We start from the raw sequence: 22,594 nt of genomic DNA, 5'->3' as shown, positions 1-22,594 counted from the left end.
TCATTCGGTCTTCGCCTCCCCCCGAATGGACAGCATCCGCTCCTGGGTCACGCCACTGCGCAGCTCGGTCAATTCAGCCCAAGCCCTACGTACTTCCGGATGAACAGCGCGCTCTAGGCCTGGACGTGCTTTAGCCTCTTGCTCCTCGAACAGTTGGCGACCGCGAGAGGTGTTCGCTGCCTTGCGAAGCCACGCCTGCTCGGGAAGAACGATTCTTTCAAGGCGTTCCGTTGGCAACGCGTTCGCGATGACCAGACCCGCCGGGTCGAAATCGACAAACGCCCAGACGGGCTCCCGCCTGACCCGCAGCAGTTGGAGAGCCTCACCGGTAGACAGCACGGAGTCCCCTCGATAGATGACAAGCACCGAACACCCGAGGTAGTCAATCCAGCCGTATCGCTCGAGCTGTCGAAACGTCTCTAGGTTCTCCACCAGCATGAGTCGGTCACACCTGATGCGGCGCGCGACTTCCGGAGTCACGACCAGGTATGTGCCATCCGGCGTGCGGAGTGGTAATCCGTCCAGCGTGCACGAGCCAACGCACTTCACGCCGATGGACCCGGCGTGGGGTGCAGCGCTCAGCGCCTTCTCGGACACCCCCCCGAACGCCGCCACATCGGCACGGGTCGCGGAGGGAGCCATCGGACTCACCGGAAGGTCGTGGGTTCGAAGGAGCGCTTCAGCCATCCGCAAGTGTTCGTCGCGGTACTCCACTTGGCGTCCGACCATCGTTCCAAGGCTGTAGTGCTCGCTCAAGTGCCGCGACACGTCACCCACGCGCCGCTGACTGGGTCGCTCGCTGACTAGGCGCTGGAGGAACTGAATCTGCTGCGATGTGAACGTCATCAGGCAGCCTCATGCAACGGTCTTCGAACCTCGACGTCGTAGAACGCCTCGTTGACGGGGAACGGGTCAAGCACAGGCTGCTCGACGAAGCTCAGCCGCATCCCGCCGCCCTTGAGCTGCAAGCAGGAGAACATCAGCCACGCTTCGTCGCTCACATCGGCCAGCTCAGGCCTCGCTCGCTTCCAATGCAGCAACGAGATTGGCGCGTCCAACTGGGATGCGTGGGCCACAAGCTCCCGCAGCGCCTTTCGCGCTGGGTCAACGACCTCCACCACCTCGTTGGCTTCGTCCTCGAGCAGGAGCTGTGGACCCTCCTCAGCCTTCGGCGCAGGCGGGGCCTTCTTGGGCGGAAGTTTGGAAACCGCAACGAGGAGGTTGTCCCAGGCAGAGGGGTCGGTGTCTGCGACGTCTGGCTGCGGTCGAAGCTCGATGCACTCCGGCCTGAAGAGAGCTTCGCTGGCGCTGTTCTCAACGGCGAGGTCCCAGCCGTCAGCCGTCTTGTGGCGCGTCAGCCATAGCGCGAAGCGCGACAGCCGCTTTAGGCGGTCCTCCATCAGTTTGGCCTCGAACAGCCGCTTGCTGATGACGGCCTGCGCGTCTTTGATTTGCGAGGTCCAGTTCAGGCATCGTGCCCCGAGCCGTCGGGTGACCAAGTGCCTGACATCGGTCATCCCTGAAGCAACGGCTTCTTCAGCGATTTGCTCCACAAACGCGTCGATGCCCTTGACGTCGCGAAGGAACTGCGTGACCTGCTTGGAGTAGTAGCGGTTCTGCCGCAGCTTCGAGCTCAGGTCATCGACGTTGCCGTACTGGGTCGACAGCAGCGAGTGCAGCATGGCGAGGTTGTGCTCGATGGAGTACGCCATCTCCACGATGGACTCATCGAAGGCCGCGTAGAGGCGGGCGACGTCTTTCGAAGCACCGAGCCTCTTGAGCCGACGCAGTTCTCGCCATTGCTCCTGCGCTTGCTGCATCGTGCCTGACACTCTGCGCAGCGCCTGGAAGGCGTGGTAGCTTGAGAAGTAGTCAGCGAAGAACTCGCGCAGGCGAGGATTCAGCCGGTAGCTGTCCTCGTCGTAAGGCTTGAGGACGCCCAGCCCGAACAGCGCTTCAATCCCGGCGTTCCGCTGCTTGTCCCCGCCGGAGACGGCTCCGTCGAATGCCTCGGCGATGAGGTCCGCGTGCTTGGCAAGGCTTGCCAGCAGCTTCTGAACCTGGTCGCCACGCTCGCTCACGTTGCCGTCCCCTCGTCTGCCTGGGCAGCGTCGACGAGGTCCTCGCCCGCCTCGTCCGCTTCGCGGTCATCGACCTCGGTGTCGGGGATGACCTTGTTCTCGTCCAAGAACTGAAGTACTGCGTACAGCTGCTCAATCTTGCCAGTGACCTGGTAGGTGCCCGAGTCCTTGTTGACCAGGATGGCGTACCCGTCCTTGACCAACTGGTCCAAGAGTCGCCGCAGGTTCTCGTGATTGGTGTTTCGCTGCGAGGCGTTGCTGATGACGCTCAGGAGGCTCTTGAGTTGGGTCTCCATCATCGTCGATTGCGACACCGCGGCGTCAAGCTGGTACAGCGCGATGTACTCGCCGGGACTCAGGAAGACGCTACCCGCATCGGTTTGCCGAATGAAGTCAAGCAGCAGGACGGCCGGCCCATACTCGTCACGGAACTTGAGCAGCTCGTTCTTGACCTGGGTGATTTCCTTCACCCCGATGTACGCCGGTGCCATAAAAAATGCACCGTCTTCCCCGAGCCTGGCGAGTCTCATGTTCAGGCTCTCGAGCCAGGTGTTCACGGCCTCTTGTTCGTCATCGTCATCAAGAAGGCTGAACTCATCGCGATAGCGAACCGAGCAGATGTACTCGCCGGCGAGCAACAGCTTCAGGACACGTGAGTTCATGGCTGGACCTCCTCTGCAGCAGTCGCTGCGGCAGCGACGAGAGCCTCCAGAGGCCTGTACTCACGAATCCGACCTCGGTCCTCGAACAGGTACCGCTGCGCAAACATGGCTTGTTGCGCCGGCCCGAGCTCCGGCGAGGCCGTAACCACGTCAATGCGGTTGTCCCGCAGCATCTGCATCAGCGCGCGGAAGTTCTTGGGGTCGAACTTGCCGACTTCATCGGTGACCCAAGGCACATGCACCGGCTCCGTCCCGCGGATCGTGTTGAGAAGAGCTGTCATCAGCGTGATGAGGACGAGCGACGTCAAGCCCTCCGAAGAAATGTTCTCCAACTCACTGGCGCGCTTGAACTCCTTGTGCTGCCCGTTGTCGGAAACGCTCCCCTTCAGCGTGATGTGCTGAGAGAGGTTCACCTCGACGTTGCCGTCCGCGCCGATAACACTCATGAAGTCACCCAAAGCACGGGCGGTTTCGTCCGGCGGGAGTTCGCGCGTGTAGTCCTTGCCGACCTCGCTTGCGTGCAGGCGAACGACTTCTTCCATGCGCGAGAGCTTCTTGTAGAACCCCAGGCCCTCAAAGTTGGTGACGATGTCCAGGCGCAGGTCCTTGACCCGCTCGAAGCACTTGACCTCGGTGAGCCCCTCTTGCAGGCGACGGTTGAAAGCTGACACCTCACGCTCGAAAGCCTGAATGGCTTTCTGGAACGCACCGATGTTCGCCAGCAGCGTGCGCAAGGTGAGGTTGACGTCGTTCGCAACCTGGGGCCCGACCTGCCGGTAGCAAATGGAGAGCGCCGTCGCGCGACTGATGATGCCGTCCCCGCTGGCCTGTTCCAGGCTGGTGTCGACCAACTCCTTGACCAGGCTGTTCTTGGCGGTCAAGGTCTGCCGCAGAGTCGAGGTCCGTCGATTGATGGCCTCTTCGAGCTTGTCAATTTCCGTACGGACGGTGCGCACCTTAGACCGCAGGTCGCGAGCCGAGGTGTTCGGGTCGATGACGGAAGTTCCGCTTGCCAGGTAGTCGCCGAACGACTCATCCATCTCCTGCAGGACCTTGATTTCGTCAGCGACGTCGCCCAGCCGACGCTCATGCAAGGCCACGGTAGCGTTGTACTCACGGCCCAACTTCTCGGCTGCTTGCTCGAACTCGGTGACCTTTGCGGCCGCTACCCGGGAAGCTTCAGCTGACCTGGCTGCTGCCGCCTTAAGGGTCTCAACGCGCGTTGCGCCGCCCGCTTTGAGCCAAACCCTCCAGGCTTCCACCAGTGCCTGGTTGTCTTCCCGCTCGCGGATGCCCTTGCGCAGCCCCTTCACCTCGGTTCGCAGCCCGTCGAGGCGCTGAACATCAACACCCGCTCTGTTGAGGTGCTCGTTCAGCTGCTCCGCGAGGCTGCGAAGCGTCGCCTCAAGCTCTTGCTGGAGTCGAGCCGCTTGGGCGTCGATGGCGGCCACGGCCTCGTCGCACAGCCGCTGGGCGTCGACGCGCTGTTTGTCATGTGCTGCCCTGACGGCAGCGCGAGAGGTGGCGTGTTCGACGCCGAGCGTCTTGAGTTGCTTCTTGAACTCGTCAATGGCGGTCCGCACCTTCGCCAGCTCGGCCGCAGCCCTCTCGCGGGCGTTCCGCTTCTCCGTATCGACTCGCTGACGGGCAGCGTCGCGCTGACTTCGGCGCTCTTCCGTCTGGTTCTTAAGCACGGCCAGCCGGGCCTGCGACGTCTGCACCTTGAGTGTCGCGTCGTCACGGTTGCGGCCACGCTTGGCAAGCTCAGCCTCTTGCTCCGCCACCCTGGCTTCTGCCGTGGTCACCCTTGCCCTGGCGGTCTCGACTGACTGGCGCGCCAGCGCATCATCAGCCCAGTCCGGCGCACCGATAACGCCCGTGTTGAGCCTCCAGCCGTAGAGAGTGTTCGCCGCATCTTCGACCGCGGCGACGTCCAGGTCATCTCGGCTGAGAAGCTCCGGGTTGACAACCTTCGCGAGATTGCGCTTCCAGTCGTCACTTGGATGCGCCCGAAGGGCTGCCAGGAACGTCCCTTCTGGAGGGTTGAGCCTCGCCAGTGCTTCGGCATGCTGGGCTTTGGCCGAAGCCAAGTCAGAGCGCGCTTTGCGCAGCTCTGCCTCTTGGCGCTCGAACGCGTGACTTGCTGCCTGAAGCTCGGTCTGGGCTGTGCCAGCCACCTGCTGGACCTGATTGACATCTCCCAGATGCCGCTCAAGCCGGGTCTCAGCCTCCTGCACCTCCCGAAGCGCTTCGTCAGAGGCCGCGGGGTTGGACTGACGCGTCTCCCAGGTGCCGCGCTGCCCCTGCAGGGGCTCCATCTGGTCGTCCAGCTCTTGCCGTCGGGCGACAGCCACCTCGTCGCATAGCGTCAGAGCACCCGTCTCTGCGGCGGCAATCTGACGGAGCGCTTCCGCCAATCGCTCGCGGTGGGGACCCTTGGTGCGCTCCAGAGCAAGGCACTGCTCGCTGGTTCGGGTCTTGGCCTCTTCCTGCAGCCTTGCGTACTTGGCGGTCGCCTCGGATTGCACAGCCTCTGCCGCGCCAACTTGGGACTCGAGCGTCTGGACGCGAGCCTTCAGGCTCGGGAGTTCCTCTACGAGCTTCTCCCAATCGGCCGCCCTACCCGTCTCGAAGCGTCGCGCCTGGAGGTGTGCCTCATCGAACTCAGCCTTCGCAGTGGCCGACTCACTCGCGGCGGCTGACGCGGCGCGCGCCAGCTCAGTTCTCTTCACCCCTTCGGCTTCAAGCGCTACCGCCCGATTTGCCGCCAAGTGCTCCAGCGTCTTCTTCAGCCCGTCGGCCTCTTGCACGCGCGCCATCGTCAGGGCGGCGACGTCAGCACGGCATGCCCGGTAACGCGCTTCGGCAGCGCGGAGGTCGCGAAGGTCGTCATCCAGCTCGGCGAACTCAGGCGCGAGTCGGAAGGCCTCTGCGCAGGCCTCGCGGTTACGCAGCCAGCGCTCGATGGGCGCTTTCCCCTGCTTGAACGTCAGCTTGGCGCGTTCGGCACCCTGCCCCAGGTCGTGCTGAACCAGGCTAACCGCGACCTGGACAATGTCGGCGAAGTTGATGTGCTTCTTCACCATGGCCGCGACGACACGGTCCAGGTTGTCCAGCTGCTTGGGGCCGAATGACCACTCGATGGCGAAGCGGCGAAGCTTCTCTCGCTCCTTGGAGACGGCCGGCGTTCGCAAGATGACCGAGCGGTACTCGGATGTTGTCAACTTGCCGGTGGTCGGGATGTTGAGCTCGGTCGCCTTGAGCTGCGTTTCGTCATCGCTCAGGAACCGCCCTTCATCGACGAAGAGTTCCTTGCGGAAGCCGCACCGGTACAGGCGGTAGAACGGCACATCGGGGTCATCGGCGCGCCGCCGGATGACAGCCAAGCGCAGGTCATGCTCAGCGTCCGAGCCACGCTGGTACTCGAAGGCGATGGCGCTGGCGTCGGTCGGCAAGACGAATCGAACCATGGCCTCCTGGCCGTGGCCAGCGGCAACGATTTGACTGGGAAGGTGCCCGAAGAAGAGCGGGAGGATGCGCAAAGTGGTGGTCTTGCCAACCCCGTTGTCCCCAAGCACTGCGGCCCCGCCTCGAGGGTCGATCGCCGTGATGCGCCCACTGGGAACATGCATGTTCGTCCCAGCGTTAATGAGCACCATTCGACAAAGCTGGTACTTGGTTGCTCGTCCCTGCATCGCCACCCTTTGACTTGCCTTCTTGTTTGAGAGACCGTATGCTTATTGTATGGGTATTTTTTCTATACGCATACTGGCTGTTCGGACAGCCCCGCCCGGCCGAGCACGCACAAGATGACTCAATCGCCCAAGCAGCCCAAGACCACCAGTCGGTGGGGGCAGGAACGTCGGCTGGAGTTCATCGACGTCCGCTTGCGCTGGGATGGTCGCATCAACCGTAGCGACCTAACCACGTTCTTCGGCATCTCGGTGCCACAGGCGTCGCTCGACATCGCCAGATATGTGGAACTCGCTCCGGACAATGCCGTGTACGACCGCAGCGCGCGGGTCTACCTGGCGGGGGAGCGGTTCAAGCCCCTCTACCCAAGCAACACCCCTCAGCGGTTCCTCAACGAACTGCTGGCTCAGGCTGCCGGGGTACTCCAGCCCGAGCTGACGTTTATCGGTTGGACCCCCTCGACAGGCTTGACAGCCAGCCCTGGTCGTCAAGTCCCCGCCGAGGTTCTGCTCCCGCTGCTGGCGGCCATACGTGAGGGAAAGCAGGTTCAAGTCAGCTACCAGTCAATGTCATCAATGGAGCCCGTGGAACGACACCTGTCTCCGCATGCGATTGCGTTCGACGGCTTTCGCTGGCACGTCCGGGCCCACTGCCACCGTCGAGAGCAGTACCTCGACTTCGTAATTGCACGCATCATCGAAGCACGAGCTACCGATGAGACTGCTGTCGCCGGCGACAAGGACGAGGCGTGGCATCGCAAGGTCAGCTTGCTGCTCGGCCCCAACCCAGCTTTGTCCGTTGCGGCCCAGCGCGTCATCGAGTTGGACTACGGTATGACGAACGGACGAGTCACCCTCGACTGCAGACAAGCGCTGCTGTTCTACACGCTCAAACGGCTGGGACTGCTTGCTGGACAAGAGGCACCTCCGGAGGCCCAGCAGATTGCGCTGCTCAACAGGCCGGAAGTGTTGCCTTACCTTCCGAAGACCTCTATGGCATCCGACTGAACCTGTGACGCCCTCCCAAATGGCCTGGCTCTGCGGTGCACCCAGCGCCGCAGCATCTCGGAAGTGCATCCGATCTTCATCATCGGACCTTCATGTCCTCGACTGCGAGAGCCCCATCTCTTGGATGTGCACCTCTTAGTAAACCCGATAGCTCGCTCAGGCGCCGCGTCTTCGGCCTGACGACTAGTGTCCCGTCGCTAAGCAGAACCCACGAGACTTTGTCTCCCGGCCGCAAGCCGAGGCGCTTCCTCACCTTCCGCGGAATTTTGACGCGGCCCTTTGTAGAAACCGTGGTGATCTTTGACAACTTGCCCTCCAGACATACGCTCGCTGCCATCGGGACTGCGCCCCCGAGAGAGGTAGTGCTTGGCAGAAGATGGCGTGCCAAGCCCAGATGCATCGCGCTCGAGCCTCCTTCGAGATCGGCGGTCAGCTGGAATCGAACAACCCACTCAGCCTGCTTCTCAGTTCTTCTAGAGCAGCCGGCGCCGAGAGCCCGGTGTCCCCTTCGCAAGCCACGAGATGCCGGCGCAGTCTCGCTGGCCAGTCCGCGACGTCATCGTCAACCGCTAGCCATCCGGCCGGCTGGCGACGCTGTACGTCGTTAAAGATTTGAGCCCAGCGCGGTGTCGCGCGGAAGTCCGCCTGCGCGAGGCCGTGGACACGACGGTGGAACGTTCCACCGAGGAAGCGCGGCCTCAGCGCTGCCGGCAGGCGCTTCAGAGCCTTGCCGTACCCAGGACGCACACACCAACTCGTGCTCAGAACAAGCCTCAGAGCGGGGTACGGCTCTATCGCCTCCTCGAGCAGCGGAAGCCACTCAAACAGCACCCGGCCGGGAGCTTCGCTCGGAGAGACGTGTATGCCCCGCTTGCGCGTACAGATCACCGCTTCGTGATGTAGAACGCCATCGAAGTCGAGGTAGAGCAGACGCTCATCTGCCCCCTTGACGAGCTTCACCTGTGACAACCGACACCTCCTTGAGAGGCAGCGCCTCCCTCGACGAGGCCAGTCTTCTTCCTGACCGGCCAAGGGTCAACCCACGGCTTGGGCCCGGTTGGCAACGTGCACATTCCCGCGTAAAGGCGCGTAGCGCCTGGGCAACGAGGGCACGGGACGATTCGAGATCGAGTCGTCGACAGCAGCCTCGCCTGTAGATCCATCCTCGGGCATCTAGAGCTGTATGGCCTACCCGGAGCATCTGTTGAAGCGTGGCGCTTTGCCGGAGGCCGTAGCCTCCGGCCTGGTTGCTGCTCGGCGCCGCGTTGCGGGTAGGCCCAGCCTCTCCGCCGGGACGGGCGAAGTGCTGGTACCTACGTAGCTGCCGCAGAGCGCAACGGTTGGCCCCCTTGATCTTCATGCAGCGCGGTTCATCAAGGACAACCGCCGAGCTGTTAAAGCTGCTCTCCACAGTAGCTCGCTTGAACGTGCCGCTCGCTGCCAGATTGCCAGAGACCGAGCGCACGGTACCGGGGCGGCAAGCCCACAGCGTCGTTGGACATGTCCAGGGAGCATCGCCGAAGGCGATCGCCAAGGACAGATTTCTCGCTGCCTACACTGACCTCCGGCGCGCCGCGCCGGAGGTCGACATCGCCCTCGCCGAGGACGCCTTGCCAGGACGCTGCAGCTTCTCGCGTTGCAGGATGTCGTAAGTCGCAGAGGTACTCACCGTATAGACACGCGACAGCCCCATGACGCGACATGGCGGCACCGGGCCGCGTCAATGGGCGGTTCCCGACCCGCAGGCCCCCTGCTCGGCCAGCATCCGCACTTGCACGTCCTTCAAGACTGCGTCAAGTCTCGGGACGCTGGCCAGCATCTCAGGCGAGATGCGCTTCGCTACCTCGCGCCGATTCAGCGACTTGCCTTCGGCCAGCACATCGCGAGCAATGGCCTCCAGGTGCGGACCTATAACGGCCAAGCGCAGGTCCCGGCGGGAGCGCGCATACGAGACCCAGCGCGCGCCCAGCTCTCGAGTCAAGCGGTTGGCGCGCAAGTACAACTGGCGCGCTTCGACATCCAGGCGACGCGCCACCTCCAGGACTGGGATGGGCTCGGGCAGCTGAAGAATCGCTTGAAGCTGCTGTTCGATGTCACCCCAATCCAGCTGCCGAGCCGGTGCCCGATCCGGCCGGGCCGGCAGCTCGAGCGGCAGGGCAAGCTGGGCGTTGCACGTTGGCGGTGTCCAGTTGCTCAAGTCTCCGGTAAGCAAGTGAACCAGGCTCAATCCGCTGTGGAGCGCGATGCTCAAACTGACGTCGAGCTTCGGTGTACCTGGGCCTTTGAGCCAGTGGTGCACAGTGCTCTTCCCCAAGCCATGGCGGCGCGCGAACGCTGCGGCCTGGCCGCCGTCCATAGCCGCCATGATCTGCTCTACGGCTCGGAGCATCGAGGCTCGGCAAGGCTGCGTCGTCAGCGAATGCTGTGCGGCCACCAACTGCGCGATCTGCCGAGCCTTCCAAAGTGCGCCAACGTCTGCCTGCGGAATCGGATCTTCAATCGCGCGCCCCAGGAACTCGCCGCACTTCGTACACCAGCCGGGCACGACCACCGCAGCGGCATGTCGAATGTTCGTCCTTGCACAGGACGGGCATTGCTGCCGCAACTGCGTACCGTGGCGGTGACAGACAGTCGACTGCGAAGACTCCCACGCGAGGCGGAAGTACGGTTTGCGAGCCTGCTGGAGGTCCTCGGCAAAGCACAGCGGGCAGTACTGCCCAGACGCGACAAGCGAGCGTCCGTTCTGCGCAATGACCTCGCGCCAAGGCAAGAACGTCAGTCCGTCTAGACCTGCGACGCCGGTTAGCGCCGACAAGGCCGACGACCAGCTCATCGCCGCATCACGCAGACCGGAGAGCTGGCGAGCGTGCCAGTCAAACTCGGGCGCCAACTCGAGACGCATTGCCTGGGCGACGAAGCGCCCGAGTTCATCGGTCGTCGTGGCATGCGAGACAGCCAGGCGGCAGTAGTAGCTCACGAGGCTCTCGACATCCGGGGTGCCGAGCCCCATGGGCGCCAGCGCGTGGAGGCTCGAGCGTAGAGGCGAGACTTGAAGCGGGGTGATCATTCAAGCGGCCTTCTTCGGACTGCGCGGCCGGATCGCGGTATGAGAGATGCCGGGGTTGATGGCTTCTTCGCCCTCGAGGATCTCCTCCAAGATCCGCTTGTGTTGTGCGTCTGTGAGCAAGCACCGCCGGAGCAGCTCTGGCGACCAGCCACCCTTCGCGGCCATGAAGCGCGCAGCACGAGTGAGCACGTCTCGCAGCGTCCCGATGCAGCCCAGGGCGTTGTCGTGCAGGACCTCGCTGTAGGGCAAGAGCCGACCGGCGAACAGCTCGGGCAGCTGCTTCTCGAACCACTGGACGCAGCTTCGGAACGCGCGCACGTCCGAATCGTTGTCCTGGCGGTAGCGATCGAAGTGAAGGACCTGGGTTCGACGCGCAAGCTGCCCGGACAAGCTCATCATCTGGAAGAGGTCGTACGAACTGCTCAGCACGAACTGCGCGCCGGAACGGTTGGACAAGGACTTCAGCGTGTTCATGTTCGCCGTCAGCCGCCGAGTGTTCTGGTGCTGCATGATGTGTGCAGCCTCGTCGATGACGACATGGGTGGTGCCCCGATCGCGGAGCGCGCGCTCGACAGCGGTGCGAAGCGCCGCCAGGCTGTTGGGGCTCAAGCCCGGAAGAATCGACAGGCGGTTCGTTGCCGGATCTACGCTGTAGGCATGCCGGCGCATCGGCAACTCACCTTCGAGTTGGCTGAGGATGTTCTGGTACAGCAGCGCCCAACTGAACTCGCGTTCCCCCGAGCTGGGTGCCTCGACGTAGATGGCTGGAACGAGACCTGCATCCCGGTTCATCGCCGCCTGGGAGCCTCTGACCGCGTCCTCGACCAAGAACCTGGACAGCGTCGATTTGCCGACTCCGGAAGGCCCGCAAACGAGGATGATGTCGTCAGTGCTCACCGGGTACATCAGGGCGGACAAGTCGTTGAGGCGTTCAGTGATGCGCGGATGGCGAACCCGATGTGCCGAGAGCGCCGTCACGGCGTGGTCTGCCGTCACGCGGCGCTCTGCGTGAGGCATCCCAGGAGACTGCGTAGGGGTATCAGTGGAAACTTGCATAGCGCGGGTCTTCAAAGTCAAAAGCTGTCAAAGTCGTCGAGAAGCGGTTCAGATTGCCCGGAGGCCGCATCAGGCTGTGAGTCGGCGGACTTGGTACCGAGATCGGCGAACTTGGGCGCCTTCAGCGAAGGCTCAGACACCGCCCCTCTGGCGAGGTACTGCGGTCCAGTCGCGCGCTCAGGCGGCGTAATCGGGCCATCCCCGAACTGCGCCACCAAGGACTCACTCTGAGCAAGTCGCTCCATGTGCGCCGCGGTGGCGCCCTCCGGTGTAAACGTCGAGAGGAACTCGACTAGTCGCTGGAGATCGTGTTCTTGGTTGACCGAAGGTTTGAAGCGACGACGGTATTCTTCGCTGACAGTCTTGAACGCCGCCTCAGACATGGACGGCAGCTGAGCCAGTGCGCGATGGCGTGCTTGAACCCACTGCTGCTTGACACGCACGTACACCGAGCTGGCGTCGAAGGGGTCGTACCGCACATCCACTTGGGTGTCCGCCACAGCGGCATCGCGGAAAGCCTGGTGCCAGTAGAACCGGTCAAACACCTTCACACCGGTCTGGCGGTTGACCATGCGGACACCACCGCGATCCGCGGGCGGACATGTCGCGATCAGAAAGTCGCGGTTGAACAGCACCCGCCGCTGCGGGCGGCTCCCGCACTCGCGCTGCAGACGCTCGAAGGTGTGCTTCGGAGACGCGGCCAGCGCGGGATGATCGGCTTCGGCGTAGTGCGTGAACGCCCAGTAGCAGAGTCCGTAGTAGAGACTCTCCAGGGTCCACTCAGCGTTGTTGACTGGCAAGGACTTCCCGGTGACCATGCGGACGTGCCTCGTCGCCTTGGTGTTGCCAGCCAGGTTGTGAATGAACTCGGTGTTGGCCTTGCCGAAGAGCCGTTCCATCACGGCGCCATGGCGCGGCGAGCCCTTTGGCCTCGCACGCAGATGCGTGCCCATCATCTGCAGGAACGCGGCGAACGCCATGCTGCGCAGATCGGACCCGTTGTCGACAACGACGAACTCGGGCATCCGCCCGTGACGTCGGACCATGTCGCGAATGACCATCATTACCGAGCGGTACGATGGCGGCTCGAAGGTCAAGTACAGGCCGACGATCTCGCGAGTCGTCGCGCAGACAGCCAAGGTCAACCAAGGCCGGCCGAGAGGCCGGCCCGTGCGCGAGGAGAGGCACTCCAGGTCGACCTGCGTGTGGTCGATGTGGACGTACTGCAGCGGCCGGCTACCGTGAACCGGGGCCTCGTACTCGATCGAGTCGACAAAGGCTTGCTGCTGGTACGCATACCGAGAGCTTTGCCGGATGCGAACGTCGGCGTCGCTGCCCGCGCGTTTGATGAAGCCGATGAAGGTCGGATACGAGGGCGCCTTCAAGCCCTTGCTGGCGCACAGCGCCACCAGCGCGTTGTGGCACGCGCGATAGTTCTTTGCCGAGGCGTCTCTCCATTCACTCTGGTGGACCTGCCTCATCATCTCCACCAAGGCTGGATCCAGTCGGGGCGTGCGATTGCCACGCAGATGGGTCATCGGGACCAGGGCAAGATCCTCGTTGCCTCCCGAAGCACGTGCAGCAGCCTCCTTAGCACGCAGCCGGCTCATGGTTCGCGCACTGGGGAGCGCTCCAAATGTTCCCCCCTCCAACTGGCGCCTGCGATGTAGTGCCGTCGCCAATTGCGCATCCGAGTAGTCGTGGAAGCGCAGTTGTCCGCCGTCTGCACCTGCGACCGACTCCACCTGACCTCCTTCTAGGGCGCGGAGCAACCACTCTCGACTGACGTCGAACGTCCCGCCGGTCGGTCTGTTCAAGACCACCCGGTCATCGGAGACGAGGGCAACGGTCAAGGTCTCGCCGCTGTACCTGAACAAGGCCCCTGGTCCGATGTCGACGACAAAGCTCGGCTTGCCGGGACGGCGAACATCCCGCTGCGAGAGCACGAAGTCTCGATAGACCTCGTCGCGATAGAGCCAGGCGCAGCGCGGCTCGTACAGAGGCTCTTCTTGCAGGTTTGCGACGAGAGCACCGTCGGCGACGGCCTTGAGCAAGTGGTCAGCAGAGAAGCTGTACGGGGCATTGACTAGCTCATGCAGCGTCATCCGTCCCTCTTGAGCAAGCAGCGCGCGCACCTGCGTCAAGACCTCATCTGGACACGGCTCCGCCGCTTCGCCCAAGTAGTCGGCCAAGTGCAGGCAGTTCTCGACCCAGACCTTCGAGAAGGCCAAGTCCGAGATGACGCGATACTGCAACCCCAGTTCGCCGAACACAGCCTCGAAAAGTGGCGAGTACCAGCTCCCGTCGTCTGCCAGCCGGTACTTGAAGGGGCGTTTCGCTGACTCCTTGAGGAGCGTCGCATGGGGCTTGCACTCAACGACGGTGATGCCGTCGTCGCGCAGCACCAAGAAGTCCGGCGTGTAGCGCAGGGTATGAACCTCGCCGCTATCGGGTTCGACGTGCTCGATGACCCGTGTGAAGGGCTGGGGAAAGTAGGCCAGCGTCTTGGCGTCGTTCTCGTAGACGACCGCTGCAGGAAACTCAACGTGCCGGCTCTCGGTGCCGATCCAGGTGCCGTTCTTGCGGCTGTGGAAGTGCGAAACGACGTTGCGGCCACTGCTGTACACATCGCGTACGGGTGCCTCGACCATCGCGCGCTGGACAAGCTGCCGCCCCTGCGGGGGCACACCAAGGCAATCGAAGAGCTCGGTCAAGCGCTCTTTGGTCAGCGCCGACGGGTTGAGGGAAGGTCTCATACGGGGGATGTAGGAAGCCCGATGCCCGATGGCGCGAAAATCGGTCGCAAACGACCGCTGTCCACCGCCGACCTGTCATGAGTACTCCCTCCCAAATCGCCCCTCCCTTGGCAGCAGCACTGCCCCAGTCCGCGGCGCAGGAAGAGCTGGAATCGGCGGCCAAGCGCCTGATCCAAGAGCAGATGCGCAGCCGCAAGCTGAGCTATGCCGAGTTGTCGGAACGGCTGGCATCCCTGGGGTTCGTCGAGACGCCGGCGCGGTTGAACCGCAAGGTCAACCGGAAAAAGTTCCAGGCGAGCTTCTTCATAGCCTGCCTGCTGGCCCTGGACGTCGAGACACTCGATATCTCGGGCGTGGACGTCTCTGCCGCCGGAAGACGGCAGCGCTTGGCACGGGAGCAGTTCGCGCGCGCCGACCGGGAAGCGCGCAGGCGCCGACCCCTCAACCCCAAAGCGGGCGCGCTCTCGGAGCTCTGAACGGCGGCGCATTGAGATGCGCAGCAGCTTCCCATCGGCCCATGCACAGCTGCCGCCGCGCCTCCGGCCGAAGCTCGCCCTACTCCCATACGCGGCCCCCCTCATCTCTCACCCCCCTCATAAATAGGGGGCCCGATCGAGACGAAAGTCAGCGGGAATTCCGCAAGCCTAATACCCCGCGGAGCGATTGACAACCGGTATCACTCGAAGGCTCGCCACTTAACACAACGTATATAAGAAAACGTGCACACAGTTCTCATGCGTCACACACTGGCAGTAGTGTTAAGGCACCAACCGAGATCTCTCGCGCGAGAATCCTCGCGACCACCGGAGATCGGACATGAAGCCAACGAAGCCTGAGAGACAAGTCGCCACCCCGCAAACTCGGACGCCGCGAACGGCAGGAGACATCACCTCCAGCAGCACGGAGAAGTTGACCCAGGACAGTGCACCTCCCAGGCGCCCGACCGTTTTGGCGCTCGACCTCGAGTTCACCCTCATCAGCTCTGCTGTCTCCCAGATCCCGCGCCCAGGACTATTCTCTTTTCTTAAGCGATGCAAAGAGCTATTCCCGCGGATTGTGATATTTACTTCCGTCCCCGAGGGTCGGTTTCGCGAGATCGCCAAAACACTAACAAATGAAAGCGTGGCGCCAGACTGGTTTCTCGAAGTCGAATATATCAGCTGGTCCGGGGCGACGAAGGATCTAAGATTTATCGACGGCTGCGACGTCGAAGACGTGCTGCTGATCGACGATCTCGCTAGCTATGTTCACGAAGGACAAGAGAAGCAGTGGATAGCTGTTGAAGCGTTCGACCCCAGAAACAGCGGTGACCTCGGCCTGGGCGATCTGACCGCGAAACTTGAACAGCGCCTGATCAACACCGAACCCCTCGGGATAAACAGTTGAAGCTCGTTGTCTGCCGAGCATGCGGAGTGATTCATGAACTCGTCAAGACTCCAGACATGAGCACCTTGTCCGAAGAACGCCGGTACGAGTTGACTCATTGCCGTCTGTGCGAGGCCCCAGCGATCCACATGCGACGACTCTACCCCGACGCCAAGGAACTGCCAGAAGGAGAGTTGGGATATCCTGCCGTAATTATCGAGAATCAGACCAACAGAAGCACTCCTTCGACCATAGAAACCACCCCAAGAGAATCTCACCTGACAATCGAAGTCACTGTCATCGCCAACCTCTTCGACGAAATCGAACAGGCGCGCGCAAACGACGACACGGGCCGACAGTATGTTATTACCCCCGAGACCCCCGGCGTCGATGTGCGATCACTCCGTGAAGGCCAGCGACTGCGCTGCACTATTCTCAACACTCGCCTGCCCAAGATAATCCGAGCCACTGTTATTGAATAGATGCTCTCCCGCGATCACGGAGGCGACCGAAGGCCTTATCTCTCAGGATCAGGAACTTACCCCTTCAGACGGATCAAGTGGACGCAAGCTCGAAGCAAGTCAGCTAAACTGCGGCGCCAGCAACCGACGCAGGCACCCCTCAATATACCCGCCCAACCAGCCTCTTGGCGCGAGGTGGCAAGGCGGCCATCTAGGGCAAAATATTTTTTGCCACTAATTGGTTTATTTTCTTCCGCTTCGCCAGGATATTCTTTATTTGAGCACCGCCAGCATCGGTTCCAACGGGGGCAACCGGCCATCTTTTGCTTGATTTCGAGGCCAGCAATCACTTAACGTCACAAGGCCATATACCGCCAACCATGAGGTGGCCGTCTGCCGCTTTATGGGTTAACTGCCGATCGGCCAAATTTTCCGTTTCCGGAAAGCTAGACAGGCGCAGGCCGTCTGGCGGTATCCGCCTGTACCGAAAGCGGCCCGCGAACCCGCGTCTCCTCAGCGGCCCGGATGCGGCGGAGCGGCGGAGCGGCGCAGGACAGTGCCGTGGACGATCGGTCGAGAGAGCGATGCCACGCCAGCCTGAGTGTCCATTGAAGCGGTAGGCAAAGCCTGCTGTTGGGCGACACGCAAAACTGCCCCCCTGGCGTCATTGAGAACTGACCCCCTTCGCTGACGAAGGAGAGGTCGATGGAGGAAGTGTTCCAAGCTCAGCCGGTCCAACGAGGCCCGGGGAGCGACACGATGCTGGCGCCACAGGAGGTGCAGAAGATGCTGGCGCTGCAGGCGCTGGGATGGGGAGCCAAGCGCATCAGCCGGGAACTGGGCTGCAGCCGCAACACGGTGCGCGAGTACCTGCGGCAAGGCGGCTGGCGGCCGATGCGCACGACGCACCGCGAGAGCGTCCTGGAGCCGCACCGGCAGTGGCTGGCCGAGCGGCTGCGGCAGCACCGCGGCAACGCCGACGTCGTGCGCCAGGACCTGCAGCGAGAGCTGGGCATCCGCGTGAGCCTGCGCACCGTCCAGCGTGCCGTCGAGCCGCTGCGTCGGGAGTTGCGGGCCGAGAGCGTGGCCACAGTGCGCTACGAGACCGCGCCCGGCCAGCAACTGCAAATCGACTTCGGCAGCACGTCAGTCATCGTGGACGGCGAGCCGCTGCGCATCCACCTGTTCGTCGCCACGCTCGGCTACAGCCGGCGCTGTCACGTCGCCGTCTTCCTGCATGAGCGCCAGTCGTCGTGGCTGCACGGCCTGGAAGGCGCCTTCCGGCGCTTCGGCGGCGTGCCGCACGAAGTCCTGCTGGACAACGCCAAGCCGCTGGTCACCGAGCACAACGCGCAGACGCGCGAGGTGCGCTTCAACGACCGCTTCCACGCGTTCTGCCGTTACTGGGACTTCACGCCGCGGGCCTGCGCGCCGTATCGCGCGCGGACCAAGGGCAAGGACGAGCGTGGCGTCGGCTACGTCAAGCGCAACGCCATCGCCGGGCACCGCTTCGCCAGCGTCGAGGAACTGCAGGCGCACCTGGAGCGCTGGGTGCGCGAAGTCGCCGACGTGCGCATCCACGGCAGCACCGGCGAGCCGCCGCTGCAGCGCTTCGAGCGGCACGAGCGCGCCGCGTTGCGGCCGCTGCCGTCCAAGGCGCCGTTCCTGCAGGTGCGCGAGGTCACGCGGCGCGTGCACACCGACGCCTGTATCGAGCTGGACACCAACCGCTACAGCGTGCCGTGGCGGCTCATCGGCGAGACGGTCACCGTCGTCGTCGCCGAGCGTCAGGTGCGAGTGCTCTACGCCGGCCAGGAAGTGGCCTGCCACGCGCAGAGCGCGCTGCGGCGCTGCAGCGTCATCGAGCGCAGCCACCTGGTGGGCATCGTCGGCGGCCAGTTGGCCGGGATGACGTGGCTACCGAAGATGCCGCCGCCGATAGCCCCGGTGCCTGGCGAGTTGCAGCGCCCGCTCGATCAGTACGAGGCCGTCGCCGGAGGAAGCTGGTGATGGCCGCGTCGAAGAAGACCGAGGAACTCGACGCGCTCGAGCCCATGCTTACGCGGCTCAAGCTCACCGCCATCCGAGACCAGCTCGACACGCTGTTGGACCAGGCCGCGCGGGCCGAGCTGAACCTGCGCGAGGCGCTGTCGATGCTGTGCGCGGCCGAGGTCGCCCGCAAGGACGAGCGGCGCATCCAGATGGGCATGTCCATCGCCAAGTTCCCCTGCGTGCGCACGCTGGAGGGCTTCGAGTACGACGCGCAGCCGTCGGTGGACCCCAAGCAGATCCGCGAGCTGGCCACCTCGCGCTGGGTTGCCAACGGCGACAGCGTGCTGCTGCTCGGGCCGCCCGGCGTCGGCAAGACGCACCTGGCTGTCGCTCTCGGGCGCGAGGCCATCGTGCGCGGCTACAGCACGCTCTTCGTGCCAGCGACGAGCCTGGTGACGCAGCTGGTGCGGGCGCACGTCGAAGGCCGGCTGGAGGAGAAGCTCGTGCACTTCGCCAAGCCCAAGCTGCTGGTCGTCGACGAACTCGGCTACCTGCCGTTCGAGGCCAACGCCGCACACCTGTTCTTCCAGCTCGTAAGCCGCCGCTACGAGCGCGGCTCGATGCTCGTGACCAGCAACCGCTCGGTGGCCGAGTGGGGCGGCGTCTTCGGCGACGCCGTCGTCGCCACCGCCATCCTCGACCGGCTGCTGCACCACAGCCACGTCCTCACCATCCGCGGCGACAGCTACCGGCTGCGGACCAAGCGCCGCTCCGGCCTGGTTAACCAGGCCGGAGCGAACCCCGCAACAACCAACTGAACCACCACCCGGGGGTCACTTCTGGATGTCGCCGGGGGGTCAGTTCTCGATGTCGCTTGACACCTGCGAGGTGCGGGTCGGCGTACTTGCGCCACCTAAGGCTGAAGTGACCACCGTCGAGGGCTCGCTTGGTTGCCGAGCACGGAGTTGACCCAGCGGAACTTCGGCACGTCGCGCGGCTTGGTCCGGCCGAAGATAGCGACCTGCGGCAGCTAGCCCCGCAGATGCGCCACCTGCCGCTATCGACCCGTTGCAGACTTCCGCTTGGCCTGCGTCGCAACGCTGAAGCGGTCGCTCAACTGCTTTTGGCTCCTGCCCCTTCAACACCTGGCCAGCAGGCCTTAACCTACCTCAGTGTCAGCGCTTCGAGCGGTACAACCGTACCGTGGTAACTCGTCTGACACAGTGTCGTCGGCAACTCGAAATCAAACACGACTTGGTGCTGCGGATTCAGCCCGACCAGCCTGCTTTTCGTGCGGTTGCTGGCTGAAGCGTAGTTGACGAAAACACTGCCATCGAGTACCTGTTGAGAATTCGAGCAGATGTCGGACAGAATGGACTTGTCGTAGTCGAAGCGCCAATTCTCAGTGGCAGTGCGGTTCGCATTATCGATCTTGTACGACACGACCGCACTGTAGTTCCGCGATTCCCCCGCCGGCGCACCGACCGGCTGCTGCGCGCTCTGTAGCCCATTGTTGAACAGCAGCAGATACTTGTCAGGGGAAATGTTGATGCCGTGCTGACCAATAGGATAGAGCCCCCCCGCCGTCAGGACCAGGGCCTTGCTGCGCAGGGACGGAAAGGTGTACCAATACTTGGTCGGGTCACCGAAAATCCAGATGATCTCCTTAGTCTTGTAGCCCAACTTGATCAGAAAGTTCTCGCGGCTTGACACGACGACGGAGTCGTCCTGCGGATCGTATAGCGCCGCGTTCATATGGAACCAGTCGACTCCAGGCCGAACGAATTGCGTCGCATCGTCACCGTACTGCGTCATGAAGTCACCAATGATCTTTCCCAGATCCCAATTGCTTATGACACTGCCATCGTCAGCGATTTCGGCCAGATTGGTTTCAATATAGTTCACACCATTGATAAGGGCATCGAATTCGGCGAGGTAGCCGAACTTTCCGAAATCTAGATTGTGGTGAAAGTTGATATATGGCGGAGCCACCAAGAGCTTACTGGTCGATGTGCCGTCGAGCTCCAGTCGGGTAAGCATCATGCTAGAAATACCATCACTGCCACCGATGACGAATCCACCGGCTTTGAAAACCGAGTGAGCCGCATTGACCACTGGCGGTACACCGACCCAGCGAAGCTGCCCATCCGTGTCGTAGATCGCGGGCGTACCGCTACCGGACTGCAGCGCGAAGTAGTCGAATCCAATCTGATCGCCTGCAGCTCGGGTCTTCAGTACTTGCAGCCGGTCGTAGATCGCCAGGGGATCGACATATGCCGCAGTCGTCAGTTCCTTGGTAAATGCAAGGCGGGACCCATCCTCAAATTCGACCGAGAAGTCAACCGTGTTGGTGCCGCCAGCGTACAAACCAAACACGGGAACTTGCATGCTTTTCGCGTCACTGGACAGATAGCCTTTGCTAACGAGGTGGGACTTGTACTGCGTGACGTTAACCGGCTTCGATGCCGATCCGGAGTGGGGCCGGATCGTGAAACTGATCAAGGCAATGCGCCCCAATTGTAGCCCAGTGAACTCGACGTTCTGGATGAACGGGCTGGGTCCCGCAGACGATGTGCTGATGGTCAATTTACTCTGATCGGCATACGACAGGGCATCTCCACCGAAACATCCTGACAGCATGAAACCGACCGCGACCCACGCAGCGACTAGCCCGTAGATTCTGCGCTGAATGTGATGCATACCGACACCCTGAAATAAGTTGATTCACACCGCGACAAGCGACAGCGCAGCAACCAGGCCGCCGGCCTTGTCGCTCCGTTTTGCCAGCTCCGACACGGGCCCAACGAGTCCCGCGGGGACAGAATATTAACTGATTGGCCACAACACATTATTCTTCAGTGGGGGCGATAAATCCGACCGCAACCTGTCGTCGGCAACGGACTGGTCATGGCCGTCAGCAGTCGTCCCGTGTTGCATTGCTGGCGCACGCCTCCCGCCGTACAGCAGTCTCCCCCGCGCACTTGCGACTGTCTGCTCCCCGGCGTGCAGACGTCCAGATCGGAAGCCAAGGCTGGCAAGACAAGCGCGAGACGTCAGGCTCGAACAGCATCGTCATCGGAACGAGCGCACGCATCCCCTCGCGCTCGCCTGCAAGCACTCCCCGCAAGAGGTGATCAGCGCCCAACTGGCACTACGACTTGCTGCCCTCGACAGTGCGCCCGCCGCCGCTCAACGCCACGCCCCAAGCACTCGGCGCCGACCCCACCACCGCCCCCACCACCCTCCTGTATGGACCGGGGACATAGGTGACAGGTGTGCGAGGACATAGGTGACACTTTTTCCTGCCTAGCCAGCGGAGAACGAAGTTGCCGTGGAGCGCAGTCACCGTGAAGGATCAAAGACAGGAGTTCGTCGGTCTGGCCCGCCAAGCGGATGCGAACGTCAGTGAGCTGTTTCGCCGGTTCGGGATCAGCCGCAAGACGGGCTACAAGTGGCTCAGCCGCGAGGACTTGGAGGACCGATCTCGTCGTCCATGCCATTCGCCATCTCGCACAGCGCAGGAGCTGCAGGACCAGGTGTTGGCCGTTCGAAGCGAGCACCCGGCGTGGGGTGGCCGCAAGATCGCCCATGTACTGGCTCGCGACGCAGGCGTGTGCATCGCAGCGAGTACGGTCAATTCGGTGCTCAAGCGCCACGGCTTGATCAGCCCCGGCGCGAGCGCAGCGGCAACCGCGTGGCAGCGTTTCGAGCACGAGTCGCCCAATGCGCTGTGGCAGATCGACTTCAAGGGCCACTTTGCCACCGACACGCAGCGCTGCCATTCGCTGACCGTGCTGGACGATCACTCGCGCTTCAACCTCGTGCTGCAGGCTCTGGCCGGTGAACGACGCGAACCGGTGCGGCAGGCCCTGCAAGATGCTTTTCGGCGCTATGGCCTGCCCGAGCGCATCAATGCCGACAACGGCCCGCCCTGGGGCGCACCGACCGTGGGTGCGCTCACGGGCTTGGGCGTGTGGCTGATCCGCCTGGGAGTGCGCCTGAGCCACAGTCGACCCGCTCATCCGCAGACCAACGGCAAAGACGAACGCTTCCACCGCACGCTGGCCGCCGAAGTGCTGCTGGGCCGCAAGTTTCGCGACCTGGCCGATGTCCAGCAGCACTTCAACTCCTGGCGTCACGTCTACAACTTCGAGCGCCCGCATGAAGCCCTGGGTATGCAGACGCCAGCCAGTCGCTACAGCGCCAGCATGCGCTCAATGCCCGGCAAGCTTCCTGACGTCGAGTACGGCCCCGAAGACATCGTCAGACGCGTCGGCGACGGCGGTCGCATCAGCATCCGGGGCCTCAAGCTGCGAGTGGGCAAGGCGTTGATCGGTCAGCACGTCGCCTTGCGGCCTCGCCTTGATCGCGATGGCTCCTTCGATGTCTACTTTTGCCATCACAAGCTCGATGCCATCGAGCTGGACGCGGTGGGCTGACCACGTCCTCTTTGT

Annotated in this window: 17 protein-coding genes; 7 read left to right on the top strand and 10 right to left on the bottom strand. The window is 63.0% G+C overall.

The features are described from left to right. Genes RGE_RS08790 through RGE_RS08775 form a run of 4 tightly spaced genes read right to left on the bottom strand, consistent with a single transcriptional unit; the run spans position 1 to position 6,375 of the window. Positions 1 to 846, bottom strand: a complete 846-nt coding sequence (locus RGE_RS08790) for a DUF7281 domain-containing protein (protein WP_014427995.1) — start codon at positions 844 to 846, stop codon at positions 1 to 3. Further along, entirely contained in the window at positions 846 to 2,081 is a 1,236-nt protein-coding gene (locus tag RGE_RS08785; RefSeq protein WP_014427994.1) for a hypothetical protein, read from the bottom strand. Before RGE_RS08785 ends, RGE_RS08790 begins: the two co-directional genes overlap by 1 nt. Then, positions 2,078 to 2,743 carry a condensin complex protein MksE gene (locus RGE_RS08780; protein ID WP_014427993.1) on the bottom strand — a complete coding sequence of 222 codons (666 nt, stop codon included), beginning with the start codon at positions 2,741 to 2,743 and terminating at the stop codon, positions 2,078 to 2,080. Before RGE_RS08780 ends, RGE_RS08785 begins: the two co-directional genes overlap by 4 nt. Next, positions 2,740 to 6,375 carry an ATP-binding protein gene (locus tag RGE_RS08775; RefSeq protein ID WP_158443086.1) on the bottom strand — a complete coding sequence of 1,212 codons (3,636 nt, stop codon included), beginning with the start codon at positions 6,373 to 6,375 and terminating at the stop codon, positions 2,740 to 2,742. The genes RGE_RS08780 and RGE_RS08775 overlap by 4 nt, the downstream gene beginning before the upstream one ends. A gap of 177 nt (positions 6,376 to 6,552) precedes the next feature. Between RGE_RS08775 and RGE_RS08770 the strand changes: the two genes are divergently transcribed. Continuing rightward, a complete protein-coding gene (locus RGE_RS08770) occupies positions 6,553 to 7,443 on the top strand; it encodes a helix-turn-helix transcriptional regulator (protein ID WP_043783928.1) in 891 nt (296 codons plus the stop codon). A 79-nt stretch (positions 7,444 to 7,522) separates the two neighbouring features. On the opposite strand, the gene RGE_RS23595 is transcribed toward RGE_RS08770, so the two are convergent. From RGE_RS23595 to RGE_RS08755, 5 genes are all read right to left on the bottom strand, one after another. After that, on the bottom strand, positions 7,523 to 7,780 hold the full coding sequence (locus RGE_RS23595) for an AbrB/MazE/SpoVT family DNA-binding domain-containing protein (protein ID WP_014427990.1): 258 nt from the start codon (positions 7,778 to 7,780) through the stop codon (positions 7,523 to 7,525). Positions 7,781 to 7,872: 92 nt separating this feature from the next. Next, a complete protein-coding gene (locus tag RGE_RS23590) occupies positions 7,873 to 8,403 on the bottom strand; it encodes an HAD domain-containing protein (RefSeq protein ID WP_232504998.1) in 531 nt (176 codons plus the stop codon). A 760-nt stretch (positions 8,404 to 9,163) separates the two neighbouring features. Beyond that, positions 9,164 to 10,510 carry a TniQ family protein gene (locus tag RGE_RS08765; RefSeq protein WP_014427987.1) on the bottom strand — a complete coding sequence of 449 codons (1,347 nt, stop codon included), beginning with the start codon at positions 10,508 to 10,510 and terminating at the stop codon, positions 9,164 to 9,166. Next, on the bottom strand, positions 10,511 to 11,506 hold the full coding sequence (locus RGE_RS08760; protein ID WP_232504997.1) for an ATP-binding protein: 996 nt from the start codon (positions 11,504 to 11,506) through the stop codon (positions 10,511 to 10,513). It abuts the gene before it with no gap. 77 nt (positions 11,507 to 11,583) lie between these two features. Further along, a complete protein-coding gene (locus RGE_RS08755; protein WP_014427985.1) occupies positions 11,584 to 14,322 on the bottom strand; it encodes a Mu transposase C-terminal domain-containing protein in 2,739 nt (912 codons plus the stop codon). Between the two features lie 107 nt (positions 14,323 to 14,429). On the opposite strand from RGE_RS08755, the gene RGE_RS08750 reads away from it, so the two are divergent. From RGE_RS08750 to istB, 5 genes are all read left to right on the top strand, one after another. After that, positions 14,430 to 14,798, top strand: a complete 369-nt coding sequence (locus RGE_RS08750; RefSeq protein WP_014427984.1) for a DUF6471 domain-containing protein — start codon at positions 14,430 to 14,432, stop codon at positions 14,796 to 14,798. Positions 14,799 to 15,138: 340 nt separating this feature from the next. Next, positions 15,139 to 15,708: an NIF family HAD-type phosphatase gene (locus RGE_RS23585; RefSeq protein WP_014427983.1), complete on the top strand. Its 570-nt coding sequence runs from the start codon at positions 15,139 to 15,141 to the stop codon at positions 15,706 to 15,708. A 56-nt stretch (positions 15,709 to 15,764) separates the two neighbouring features. Continuing rightward, positions 15,765 to 16,169 carry a hypothetical protein gene (locus RGE_RS23990; protein WP_148280141.1) on the top strand — a complete coding sequence of 135 codons (405 nt, stop codon included), beginning with the start codon at positions 15,765 to 15,767 and terminating at the stop codon, positions 16,167 to 16,169. 738 nt (positions 16,170 to 16,907) lie between these two features. After that, on the top strand, positions 16,908 to 18,158 hold the full coding sequence (gene istA / locus RGE_RS08740) for an IS21 family transposase (RefSeq protein WP_014426901.1): 1,251 nt from the start codon (positions 16,908 to 16,910) through the stop codon (positions 18,156 to 18,158). Continuing rightward, on the top strand, positions 18,158 to 18,958 hold the full coding sequence (gene istB, locus RGE_RS08735; RefSeq protein ID WP_014426902.1) for an IS21-like element helper ATPase IstB: 801 nt from the start codon (positions 18,158 to 18,160) through the stop codon (positions 18,956 to 18,958). Before istA ends, istB begins: the two co-directional genes overlap by 1 nt. A 346-nt stretch (positions 18,959 to 19,304) precedes the next feature. On the opposite strand, the gene RGE_RS23580 is transcribed toward istB, so the two are convergent. Further along, positions 19,305 to 20,840, bottom strand: a complete 1,536-nt coding sequence (locus RGE_RS23580) for an aryl-sulfate sulfotransferase (protein WP_014427980.1) — start codon at positions 20,838 to 20,840, stop codon at positions 19,305 to 19,307. A 626-nt stretch (positions 20,841 to 21,466) separates the two neighbouring features. Between RGE_RS23580 and RGE_RS08725 the strand changes: the two genes are divergently transcribed. Next, the gene (locus tag RGE_RS08725; RefSeq protein ID WP_014427979.1) at positions 21,467 to 22,579 is read left to right on the top strand and encodes an IS481 family transposase; all 1,113 of its coding nucleotides are present in this window, start codon (positions 21,467 to 21,469) and stop codon (positions 22,577 to 22,579) included. The last annotated feature ends 15 nt before the right edge of the window (positions 22,580 to 22,594 follow it).

The sequence above is a fragment of the Rubrivivax gelatinosus IL144 genome (assembly GCF_000284255.1).
Lineage (GTDB): Bacteria > Pseudomonadota > Gammaproteobacteria > Burkholderiales > Burkholderiaceae_C > Rubrivivax > Rubrivivax gelatinosus_A.
The sequence above is the reverse complement of the archived record's forward strand: the minus strand, read 5'-3'. Positions and strand labels throughout refer to the sequence as shown.